10 protein-coding genes are annotated in these 12,092 nt (G+C 35.6%); 8 read left to right on the forward strand and 2 right to left on the reverse strand.

Features of this window, described 5'->3' with window-relative positions; genetic code table 11:
- Positions 1 to 36: 36 nt before the first annotated feature.
- The gene (locus tag BN1082_RS13440; protein ID WP_090635123.1) at positions 37 to 315 is read left to right on the forward strand and encodes a cupin domain-containing protein; all 279 of its coding nucleotides are present in this window, start codon (positions 37 to 39) and stop codon (positions 313 to 315) included.
- A 275-nt stretch (positions 316 to 590) separates the two neighbouring features.
- Positions 591 to 1,190, forward strand: coding sequence for a hypothetical protein (locus tag BN1082_RS13445; RefSeq protein ID WP_090635124.1), 600 nt, complete (start codon positions 591 to 593; stop codon positions 1,188 to 1,190).
- A gap of 85 nt (positions 1,191 to 1,275) precedes the next feature.
- Here BN1082_RS13445 and hmpA read toward each other — a convergent pair whose 3' ends face one another.
- The gene (gene hmpA, locus BN1082_RS13450; protein ID WP_090635125.1) at positions 1,276 to 2,517 is read right to left on the reverse strand and encodes an NO-inducible flavohemoprotein; all 1,242 of its coding nucleotides are present in this window, start codon (positions 2,515 to 2,517) and stop codon (positions 1,276 to 1,278) included.
- Positions 2,518 to 2,888: 371 nt separating this feature from the next.
- Between hmpA and BN1082_RS13455 the strand changes: the two genes are divergently transcribed.
- Positions 2,889 to 3,398, forward strand: a complete 510-nt coding sequence (locus BN1082_RS13455) for a GNAT family N-acetyltransferase (RefSeq protein ID WP_090635126.1) — start codon at positions 2,889 to 2,891, stop codon at positions 3,396 to 3,398.
- Positions 3,399 to 3,495: 97 nt separating this feature from the next.
- On the opposite strand, the gene BN1082_RS13460 is transcribed toward BN1082_RS13455, so the two are convergent.
- Positions 3,496 to 4,959, reverse strand: coding sequence for an oligosaccharide flippase family protein (locus BN1082_RS13460; protein ID WP_090635127.1), 1,464 nt, complete (start codon positions 4,957 to 4,959; stop codon positions 3,496 to 3,498).
- A gap of 800 nt (positions 4,960 to 5,759) precedes the next feature.
- On the opposite strand from BN1082_RS13460, the gene BN1082_RS13470 reads away from it, so the two are divergent.
- From BN1082_RS13470 to BN1082_RS13490, 5 genes are all read left to right on the forward strand, one after another.
- On the forward strand, positions 5,760 to 7,856 hold the full coding sequence (locus tag BN1082_RS13470; RefSeq protein ID WP_176699782.1) for an LTA synthase family protein: 2,097 nt from the start codon (positions 5,760 to 5,762) through the stop codon (positions 7,854 to 7,856).
- Positions 7,857 to 8,160: 304 nt separating this feature from the next.
- Positions 8,161 to 9,423: a hypothetical protein gene (locus tag BN1082_RS13475; protein WP_090635130.1), complete on the forward strand. Its 1,263-nt coding sequence runs from the start codon at positions 8,161 to 8,163 to the stop codon at positions 9,421 to 9,423.
- Positions 9,420 to 9,692 carry an EscU/YscU/HrcU family type III secretion system export apparatus switch protein gene (locus BN1082_RS13480; RefSeq protein WP_090635131.1) on the forward strand — a complete coding sequence of 91 codons (273 nt, stop codon included), beginning with the start codon at positions 9,420 to 9,422 and terminating at the stop codon, positions 9,690 to 9,692. Before BN1082_RS13475 ends, BN1082_RS13480 begins: the two co-directional genes overlap by 4 nt.
- A 120-nt stretch (positions 9,693 to 9,812) precedes the next feature.
- Positions 9,813 to 10,892, forward strand: a complete 1,080-nt coding sequence (locus BN1082_RS13485; protein WP_090635132.1) for a nitric oxide synthase oxygenase — start codon at positions 9,813 to 9,815, stop codon at positions 10,890 to 10,892.
- 354 nt (positions 10,893 to 11,246) lie between these two features.
- Positions 11,247 to 11,816, forward strand: coding sequence for a dihydrofolate reductase family protein (locus BN1082_RS13490; RefSeq protein ID WP_090635133.1), 570 nt, complete (start codon positions 11,247 to 11,249; stop codon positions 11,814 to 11,816).
- Positions 11,817 to 12,092: the final 276 nt, after the last annotated feature.

Below are 12,092 nucleotides of genomic sequence, written 5' to 3' on the forward strand. Positions count from 1 at the left end.
TTTGTATTCATTATAGTTTTATGAGGAGGAAGAATTATGGCTTTTGTAGTTAAAAAAATCTCAACTCAAGAATTTGAGCAACTAGGGATTGATACATGGGAGCCTTGGGAAAACACAACACACAAGGCTCCATGGAAAGTAGAAGAAACTGAATCATTCTATGTTCTTGAAGGAGAAGTGAATATTACAGTAGGAGATACAACTTATAATGTAACAGAAAATATGCTGGTTTCTCTTCCAAAAGGACTTGTTTGTATTTGGGATATTCCTAAATACTTAAAAAAAGTGTATAAGCTAAATTTTGAGATGGATTAAGTCGCGTGTCGGATAACATAATGTTTCAAGAAGATTGGATGAAACCCACATAAAAGTAAGAGAACAAAGGATATACCTATAATACTTTCTTTATTTAAATGAAAGATTGTAGCAGCCAAGAGCTTTTTCAAAAAAAGCCTTGGCTTTTTTAATCTATATCAATTACTAAGAAATAACTGTTTTATAGGTAAATACACATATTTGAGAGTACAAGTTGATAGGACAATGACTAGAGAATATGATGACGTAAGATTAAAAGTAAAGGAGGTTTTTTTATGTATCCTAGTCATTCAAATTTGTATTATAACAATCCATATAGTCAGGAATCTTATTTTTATTCAACGCCATCCCAAGAGGAGAATTATTATAATACAACCGTTGATGAAAGACAATTTGGCACATTTTTTCCCCCAATGGTACCACCAACGGCTCCACCACCGGGTCTGGGACCACAGGTTGGACCACCCGGGGCTCCACCACCGGGTCTAGGACCACAGGTTGGACCACCAACTGCTCCACCACCGGGTCTGGGACCACAGGTTGGACCACCCGGGGCTCCACCACCGGGTCTAGGACCACAGGTTGGACCACCAACGGCTCCACCACCGGGTCTAGGACCACAGGTTGGACCACCAACGGCTCCACCGCCATCATTTGTTCCTCAACAACAAGTAGAAGCCTTTGCAGTGGATCCAGGTAGTATTAGAAGATGTTTATTCAGATATACGTATGTATGGCTAAGAGGTTTTGAGCAATTTTGGTTTTATCCAATATTTGTAGGTCTAACTTCTGTAGCAGGGTACCGTTGGACCGGCTTTAGATGGGTTTATTTCGGAATTAGCTTACGACAAATTCAATCGTTTACTTGCTTTTAATAGGAAATAATGAGTTTTTTTGAAAATTTCCTTTTACTAATTAAAGAAAAAAGAAGAAATGCACTTGGCACTTCTTCTTTTTATGTTAAATGGTAACAGGTTCTTTTTGATCAGTTTCTTCTAGGCTGTCCATTGGTCCAAAAAATTCAAAATGGATTTGTTCTCCTTTTACACCTAAATCCTTTAAGGAACGATTGATCGCTTTCATAAACGGCACTGGACCGCAGAAATAAAAGTCAACATTCTCAAGAGATACATTTTTTTCAAGCCAATCCCGAGTTACATATCCTTCTACATCAAAGCGATTGTTGTTTCGATCTTCTTCGGTTGGTGAATCGTAAAAAACATACGAATTAACATTTTCGAGATCTGACAAAGCTTGTATTTCTTCCTTTAGTGCATGCACATTGCCATTTGCAGCTGCATGGATAAAGGTAACTTTTCGTTCAGGTTGGACATCAACCACTGTTTTTAACATACTAACCATTGGAGTTAAACCAACACCTCCACTTATCAATACAACAGGGGTGTTACGGTTAGTATCTAGAACAAAGTCTCCTGCTGGAGCACTTACCTTTAGAGTGTCTCCTTCTTTTACCTTAAGATGAAGATAGTTAGAAACCATTCCATCAGGATTGGAAGTACCTGCTTCTCGCTTAATACTAATACGGTAATAGTCTTTTCCAGGTGCATCAGATAAACTATATTGACGGATATGTGTATATTCCTCTCCTTCAATTTCTAGTTTAATGCTGATGTACTGACCTGGAAGAAAAGAAGAAATTTCTTTTCCGTCCTCAGGTTTTAGATAGAAGGAGGTAATTACTTCACTTTCTTTCACCTTACGATCAACAACAAAGTGGCGGAAACCGTCCCATCCACCTTGCTGACTGGATGCCTTATCATACATTTCAGCTTCTACATTGATAAATGCATTGGCAATCTCGCCATATGCCTTTCCCCAAGCATCAATAATTTCATCATTAGCTGCTTCTCCTAAAACATCCTTAATGGCTAATAAGAGATGTTTTCCGACAATCGGATATTGTTCGGGTTTAATTCCAAGACTTCTATGTTTATGTCCAATTTGCTTAACTACAGGAAGGATGGCTTCAAGATTATCAATATTCTTTGCGGCCGCATAAACAGCACCGGCAAGTGATCTTTGCTGTCTGCTCTGTTTTTGGTTTGCATGGTTAAAAATATTAAGTAATTCAGGATGGTTACTAAACATTAATTGATAAAATCGAGTAGTAATGGCTTCACCATGCTTTTCTAATACAGGTACTGTTGATTTAATAATGTCGATTGTCTTTTGATCTAACATAATAAAACACTCCTTATACAGTAATCTCTATTTCTATAGTGATTATATAAAATAATTAAAATCGAGTTAGTGATTCAGCTCACTTAAAACTAAAGTTAGTTAATTATTCCTATTTTAAAAGATTTAATATACTTTAGTCACATAATTGTCCATAACTTTTAAAAGTAAGTATCGACGTCCCTAACCTAAGGACTTTCATAATGAGCGATTCCGCAGCTCGCTTTAGTAAATTATCTTTGAAGGAATTGACATATTGACCACCTTCTCAAAGAACCCCACTATCCTTGAGGTTTATGATAAAATAAGGCATAAGTTAAAATAGGATCACATATTTAGCTGGAATAAAATGCTGAAAGGCTGGTGTATTACCTTTGAATATTCTTGAAACAGATCGACTTATCCTTCGCTTACAAACAACCGAAGATGCGGCGTTTATCCTTGAGCTCATGAATACCCCTTCTTGGTTGCAGTTTATAGGCGATCGGGGTGTGAGAACGATAGAAGACGCAAGGGCCTATATTTTAAATGGACCGATTCGTATGTATGAACAATCCGGTTTCTGTCTTTTTTTGGTGGAACGAAAAGAGGATCAAGTCCCGCTTGGAATCTGCGGCCTTGTAAAAAGAGATTCATTGGAAGATGTGGATATTGGATTTGCATTTCACCCAAAATATTGGGCAAAAGGATACGCCTATGAAGCAGCTTCTGCGGTGATGGCATATGGAAAAGATACGCTTGGGTTAAATCGCATTGTGGCGATCACTACTCAAGACAACCACGCTTCAGCTAAGCTGCTCGAAAAGGTGGGCTTGCAGTTTGAACGATTGGTTCAGCTGGCCAATGATCCTGAGGAGCTTAAGCTATTTGCATTTGATAGTTGAAAAAATAACCATATAAATTAATAGTTGAAGCGCCCAGCGAAGAGATAACTTCGCTGGGCGCTTCTTCTTTTCTTAATAGATCCATGATGGTATGATTCTAAGTCTTAGAATATTTACTAAAGTATCTCCTTAATCTGATAATTATCAAGGTCAAGACCTCGTCCTTCGTGAATAATAAGATTGCCCCATACACAACCACACAAGACATTATAGTGACAAAAAAATAAATTGTTGGACGGGTGAAAAACATTTTAATGACGAAAGAAATAGGAATAAACAGCAATGAAAAATATAGGTACTTGATTTTAGAAAAATTAAACAGCGAATAGTTCATTTTTAATGATTTTCGGATAAAGATATTTTCAAGCGCAAGCAATAAGAAATTGGTAATTGTAGTAGTCACAATGGCTGTTGTTGGCGATAGCCATTTCATCTGAAGTAATCCCACTTTTAATAGAAGGTTAAGCAGACCACAGATAAAGACTAATTTAACAAGTACATTTTCCTTCCTTTTAACATAGATAATTTGGTTCGATTGGATCGATTCAATTCCGACCGATATCATATAAATGGAAAATACAGCCAGTACTGGCCCGGAACTTGCAAACTTTGCCCCCCCATAAATTAGTACACTAGCATTTGATATAACTAAAAGCCCGATGGACGCAGGGAAAAGAAAAGCAGAATAAATTTTCGAGATATTGTTAAGGAGGATGAGATAGGAGTCCTCATCCTTACTTCCCGATAGATACGACAAGCGCGGAATCGTTACTTGAATAATACTTAGGATTAATGTATTGATAATCCCCATCATTTGTTGTGCCATTACATAATAGGAGACTGCTGCGTCACTGATATACTGCAGCATAAACCGGTCAAGCTGGTTATAGAGAACATTTGCATTTGAAAAAACAACTACTATTAATAATGGTTTGATATGCTGCTTGATAGTGATGTTAGAAAAATCAAGTTTAATTTTTCTTTTAACATAGATGAAACTAACAACATAATTGAGAACCGTCGTAAGAATTAATAAAAACGCGTACTCTTTATAATCATTAGTCGTTTTAACAAGCCTAAACAAGAGTACGACATAGATTATTTTAATGATGATCGTTTTGACAGTGATAAAATCATATTTTTCAATCGCTTCATTTACCCATTCTACATAAAAAATATTACAGACTAAGTTGATGGAATACATCATTAAAATCGGAAAGTAGGCTGTCCCTCTATATCCCACATATGAAAATAGTAAATAGGAGAGAAAAGAAATGAGGCTTGTCGCTATATTGATGATAAACATGCTTGAAAAGAATTGATTCACCTTTACTGGGTCATGCTTGATCCGACTCATTTCTCTTAATCCGTATTGATAGACACCGAAAACCGCAAAAATGAAAAAATAATTATAGATTGTTTCTGTTATTTGTACCTTTCCAATGGAATGGGCACCAAGTGTTCGGTAGACATACGTACCGATCAATAAAGGAATAACGATATTAAATAAGTTCAGTAATATTTTATAAATAATGTTTTTAACTAAAGATGTCTTTTGCATAGTACACCAATTGCCCCTTCTTGAAGAAAGAACGCCAGTATCAATGATCGAAATTATTTCTTTGAAAATTGCATTTCTGACATTTTGCTCACCCGAATACTTTCCTCCTGGATGGCCTAAAAAGGCCCGTCAAATTGTGGCTGGCAGTTGTGAGTCATAAAACCAACCATTTTCAAAAAATGCCTATTGAAAGTGAAATTATCGCTTACATCAAAATAAGTAAACCGAAAGTAGGCTGGTTCAATCTTATAGGTAAAATAATTCATTTCATGTTTGAAAATACTATATTCATCTTGAAAACATCCCTATTTAAATATTCTTCTGTGCTGATTTTTCATTTTATTTTCATTATCGGGTATTGAAATCTAACAATGCAGGGACATTTTCTGTTTATAGTGTTATTTTTCCTTCAAAGGTATAATCAAAAGAGAAAATATTAATCAATCCATTCGAAAAGGGTTTTAACTAATTGTGCTTACCATGTATACGATCCGTATCCGTTTCTACTTTATATTTCTAGGAAGATTTGAGATAACGATTCGTTTTTTAGCCAGTTAAAATCTATCCTTAATATTGCATTGTCTCGGCATCTAAGTTCCAATTTACACAAATAATAAGAGTAAATCAATTAGTTTTCTTTTATTTTCCATTACTTTCCTTTTTGATCTTGAGCGAAAATTAAGGTTCTTTTGGAAAAATTAAAATGACTGTCATCTCCAAGTAGATAGAAAGCATCTAATTGAATCCTTTTGGATGAATGACTAAATATTCATTAGATGAAGCAACGAGAGGAGTTACACATGATTGATAAGATAAAAAAATCGATAATTTCGTTTATCATTACAGGTATTTATGTATTTTTATTAATCTTCGTCGTCGAGTGGATTTATCTTGGAAGCTTTAATAATTCATACATATGGATAAAGAATTTTACCAAGCCATTTACCTATAATTTTATTATAGTCTTTTTACTTTTTAGTTTGTTACAAATTTTTCGTCGGAAATTGTGTATCATTTTCACATTTCTTTTAACGGTACCGTTTATTGTTCTTGCCATCGCTAGTAGATTAAAAGTTGAAATCCGTGGTGAACCGGTATTACCGCCAGATCTTTTCCTAACAACTGAGGCATCAAATATGACCAGTTTCTTCTCGCATAATTTGATTACTTGGCTGATAGTCGGGGCAGTGGTCGCCATTGCTTTTGTGACCTTTCTTGTCTTTATCATTCCGAATCAGAAGAAGAGAAACTGGATACAAATCTGCTTGGCAGCCCTGCTGTTTTTTACCTTTATCGGTGTTTATAATGTGGAAACGAAACAGGATGATACCTTATTAAAACGAAAGCTGGATATTACATACTATGGTTGGAATCAAAAAGCAACTACACAACAAGACGGTGTTATTGCAGGTTTTCTTCTTAATATGAAGCTGTTAAAGGTTGAAACGCCTAATAACTATTCACAAAAGACGATCGAAAAGATTACGAAAAAAATACCGACTCCTTCATACTCCGATTCGGACAAGCCCAATGTCATTATGATTCAGAGTGAGGCATTTTGGGATCCCACGGTCATGAAAAATGTTGAATTTAATAAAGATCCATTACCATTTTTCCATAAATTGCAACAAGAAAATACGTCAGGTACGGTGACCGTTCCTGTATTTGGAGGAAATACAGTTAACACCGAATTTGAGGCATTGACAGGAATGTCTTTGCAATTTTTACCGGTAGGTTCGATTCCTTATATCAATTATGTTACGAAACCAATTCCGGCCTTACCTTATATTTTTCGAGAAAACGGATATGAGGCAACAGCCATTCATACCTACCATAATTGGTTTTATTCACGAGATACGGTATTTAAAAACCTGGGTTTTAATCGCTTTGATAGTTTGGAATATATGCCAAATCCGATTCCAGATGGGGACTTTTACCATGATAAAACCATAACAGATGAAATTATGCGTAAAATCAATATGGGCAGGGATAAGCCTAATTTCATTTATGCGATTACGACGCAAAACCATGGACCTTATCCAACAACCGGGAAAAAGCCTTATGCCAACATGGAGGTAAAATTAAAATCTGGCCAGGACTTTACTCCTGATGCCAAGAACCAACTAGAAACCTATTGCGATAATCTGACGGAAATTGACAAACAGCTTGAAAGTCTAATTACCCAATTGCAAAATACCAAAAAGAAAACGATTGTCGTCTTCTGGGGTGACCATCTACCGCTCTTAGGTGATGATTATAAAGTCTATCGTGAGGCAGGCTATTATAAAGATGCACCACAGGACTATGATCAATATTTAAGAATGTATTCAACTCCTCTTCTTATTTGGGACAATTTTTCTGGGAAAAAGGAAAACCTTCACATTGGGTCAAACTTACTTGGACCCGTTCTTTTGGACCGTATCGGCATGCAAGGTGACAATTTGACGAATTATTTATTAAATGAATACAAAAATGATGGGTTAACGAAAATTGTAAGACCGGATTTTCTCGCTAAAGAAAATATTAAACCAAATGTCATCTCAGATTTAAAACTGCTCCAATATGACACGCTCTTTGGAAAGATGTACGGAGTGAAAGATAAACAGACCATTCAACCGGATCCGACCTATCGATTAGGATATGTAGACCCAAAAATAACGGGTGCAAAGTTAGAGACGATCGATGGAGAGCAAATGCTGGTCGTGCAAGGGGAGAACTTTACCCCGCAGAGTTATGTTAATGTCAATGGCAAAGATATAGCCAGAGACTCCGGTGATGAAAATGGTATCCGCGTTCCAATGGCAAAGCCATCGGATACGATGAAAATTGGCGTCAATATCATGGATACAAATGGAAAAATCCTTTCAAAAAGTAATACAATCGTATTAAAGAAATAGGCAAAAAAACTTAGGGAAGGGAGATCCCTAAGTTTTTTTTTCATATGATATGAAAATTTCTACTGGATCAACAGAATATTTCAATTCACGCTATCAAATTTTGTATAGATCAGTTTCGTTTGTGAAAAATTCGGTATCATTTGCGAAACTCAATTAATAAAGCTTTCAATTTTTTCTAAAGCTATTTTAATAGTTACCGATACAGATAATAGTGTAAAACTTTTCACATCCTACAAAATAAGTTTTATAATAGCTTTTTCATTCCATTCATAGAAATTCACCAGAAGTTTAAGGAGTTACAAAAATGAGTCCAGTACAAATATTCCAATCCCTTTTTAATACTGAAAGCTTCCAAAATGGTTCGCTAGTTTCTTTAAAACCAGGACAATTGCTTTATGGTCGAGTGGAGAAATTTCTCCCTAATGATACGGCTATTATCCAGATTGGGAATGTAAAATTATTGGCTCATGTTAAAGCATCTCTATCGACAACTGATCATTACTGGTTTGAAGTTCGTTCTAATGGCGATGATGGAATTCAGCTCAAAGTAGTTGAGGGACAAGGAAATCAACCATCTCATTTGTTGGAAGAGCATTTCAAACTTTCTGAAACGAAAATCACTGGACAGCTTTTACAGTCATTTTTAGAAAGAAATGTCCCATTTACCAAAGAACAGCTGCGAACATCCATCACCTGGATCAATCATGACGGGGATATATCCCAAGAAATAACGGCTCTAGAATGGATGATGAAAAAGGATTTACCGTTTACGAAACAAACCTTTCAATCGTTAGTAGCCGTACAAGAGTCGGCCTCCTTTTCAAGTCAATTAGAAGAAATAGGAAGATATTTAGAAGACCCTAAATTCGCCTCATTTAAGACGACCGAACCATTAAAACAAATGATCGCTACTATTTTTGAGAATCATATAATAGACAAAGTAAGTACTGGTACAGACGTTAAACAAATGCTGCAATCTATGGTTCATCAATTAGGTCTTGAATACGAAAAAGAAGTGAAAAACACGCAAAAATTAATAGAACTTCATTCCTTAAAACCGCTATTAATGAGTGCTATCCATGAGCTAGGGACAAACGGAAGGGAATTAGAACCAGTTCTTAATCGTTTAACGGGAATGCAATTAATCGCTCAGGATCCAATTGGACAAATGCAACAAATGGTGATGCAGCTGCCAATATCATTTAGGGAAACGCAAACGGATGTCACGCTGCAATGGAGCGGTCGTAAAACAAAGAATGGAAAAATTGACCCCGATTATTGCCGAATCTTATTTTATCTAGATTTACAGAATTTGAAGCAAACCGTAGTAGATATGCAAATTCAAAATAAGCTGATTCATGTTTCAGTTCTAAACGATACGAAGGAAATAGAATCGATTGTTCCTGTTCTAACGCCAACATTAAAAGAAAAACTCGAGAACCTTGGCTACAAACTCTCGTTTATAAAAGTGATTCCCTTCTCAGAAAATAAAAAGATGGTCCTTCTACGCATCAATTCCTCAAATGTATTAAGCGAGTATTATCAAGGGGTGGATATTAAAATATGAACAAAAAGATGAAAAAGGTTGTTGCTCTTTCCTATGATGCTACGATCCAATCTGCACCAAAGGTAGTTGCAAAAGGGAAGGGGATGGTGGCTGCAAACATCATTGAAAAAGCAAAAGAGCATCAACTGCCCATCCAAGAGGATGCCTCCTTGGTTGAGCTATTAAGTCAGGTACAAATCAATGAAACCATCCCTGAACAGCTGTACGAAGCAGTTGCGGAGGTTTTTGCGTTTATATATAATGTAGACCGTCAACATTCGAAGTCTTGAAGTTGAAAAAGAGTGCCTGACACCCATGTAGTTTACAAAATACTCGACATCGTTTCGACAAATTTAGTTCGTTTCGATTATGGTATTATGTAAACATAATGATTCATAGGGGGATATAGAATGTTTGATGTTTTACTGAAAGAAGCTGAGGATTTTATTCGATCGTGCTATGGCGAGTTGAATAAAACCGAGCAGGAGATAGAGACAAGAATTGAAGAAATAACGAAAAAGGTACAAAGCGAAGGTTTTTATGAACATACTGCAGAGGAATTAGAATATGGAGCCAAAGTGGCTTGGCGCAATAGTAATCGATGTATTGGGAGATTATTTTGGGATAGTTTGAACGTAATTGATAAGAGATATGTAAACAAAGAAGAAGAGATTGCTGAAGCCTTATTTGAACATATTGAAACGGCAACGAATTATGGCCGAATACGCCCGACGATCACCATTTTTCCACAAAAAAAGGATTATCACTCCGTCCGGATCTGGAATCACCAAATAATTCGCTACGCAGGGTATGAAACCGAACAAGGTGTTATCGGAGATTCCGACTCGGTATCTTTTACAGAGACGTGTATAAAATTAGGGTGGGAACCGAAGTATGGCAAATTTGATGTATTACCTCTTGTTATCCAGATAAATGATCATCAGCCAAGGTTATTTGAGATTCCTGCTAACCTTGTTCTTGAAGTACCTATTCGTCATCCTCAATATGAATGGTTTTCAGACCTACAGCTTAAATGGTATGCAGTACCGATTATCTCCAGTATGAGTCTGGAAATTGGTGGTATTACATATACGGCTGCTCCTTTTAATGGATGGTACATGGGAACTGAGATAGGGGCAAGGAACTTAGCAGATGAATCGCGTTATAATATGCTTCCACAAATAGGATCTTTAATGGGATTGGATATCAGTACTAATATTTCTTTATGGAAGGATCGGGCTCTATTAGAATTGAATGCAGCTGTCCTGCATTCTTATAAGGAAGATGGGGTAAGTATCGTTGACCATCACACGGCTGCACAACAATTTAAAAAGTTTGAAGAAATCGAGATAGACAAGGGAAGGCAAGTAACGGGTAATTGGGCTTGGCTCATTCCACCATTAGCACCAGCAACAACACATATATATCATAAACCATATAAAAATGAGATTAAAAAGCCTAATTATTTTTATCAACCTAATCCGTATTGATTTTGAAAAAATAGCCAACATCATGTTGGTTATTTTTTTTGATCGAAAATGAATAAACATGTTGGTTTGAAATAAAGTTTGATTAAAAGTGTGTTGAAAACGTTGATTTTATAATAGAAGAAAACCACGCATTTTGAAAAAAGATTGATCATCTCCTTCCCTGCTTGTTCAACAAACGGACCATATTCTTGAATAACTAATTGTGGAAATAATGGAATTTTGAGATGATTGTTATTAAGTTAAGGCAGGTTTAATAACATCAGTAACTTTATTCAGAAATAAATGCTGAAAATAATGGAAATATTAAACTTGGCGAGAGATACAATATCTAAATGATTAAAGGGAGGAAGAATTATGGCCAATAACGTAAGATCCAGAAGAATAATTTTAGATTTAGCAGTTACTTTAGATGGTTTTATTGAAGGGAAAAATGGGGAAGTTGATTGGTGCATCATGGATTCTGAGATGGGGTTTATTAATTTCTTAAATCAAATTGATACTATTTTGTATGGAAGAAAAAGCTACGATTTATGGGGACAATTTACTCCAGAAATTGAAGATACTGACACTGAAAAAGGAATATGGGAATTAGTTTATAGTAAAGAAAAATATGTGTTTTCCAGAACGCAAAAAGGGACTGATAGTAAAGCAATATTCATAAATGATAATATTCTTGAAGAAGTAAATAAATTAAAGAATAAGCCTGGTAAAGACATCTGGTTATATGGTGGAGCAAGTCTTATTACAACTTTTATCAATTTAGGGCTTGTTGATGAATTTAGATTATCTGTTCACCCTGTTATTTTGGGAGAAGGAAAACCGTTGTTTATTGATATAAAACAAAGATTGAATTTAAAAATGGTTAATACAAGAACGTTCTCCTCTGGCGTTGTGCAACTAATCTATCATTTGAATAGGAATTAATATATTACACATTCCAAAGATAAAATACAATTAATATCATTAGGAAATACTCGATAGTAATTTTCACTTCTTCAACAAGAGGCCGCAAGATTTGAACAATGATGGACTGTTTTAGCAGTCCATTTTTCTTGGCCTTAATCAGTTAAATGGTAGTTTAATTGAAAAAGGACGGAACTCCTAAACTATCTCGATATTAGAATTTTTCGCAAATTTGGTAACTATATACCAGAAGGTATCCACTCCCTTTGTATAGAATTGGTTTAGATAAGATCAAAA

It is taken from the genome of Neobacillus massiliamazoniensis (genome assembly GCF_001048695.1).
GTDB classification, from domain to species: domain Bacteria; phylum Bacillota; class Bacilli; order Bacillales; family Cytobacillaceae; genus Neobacillus; species Neobacillus massiliamazoniensis.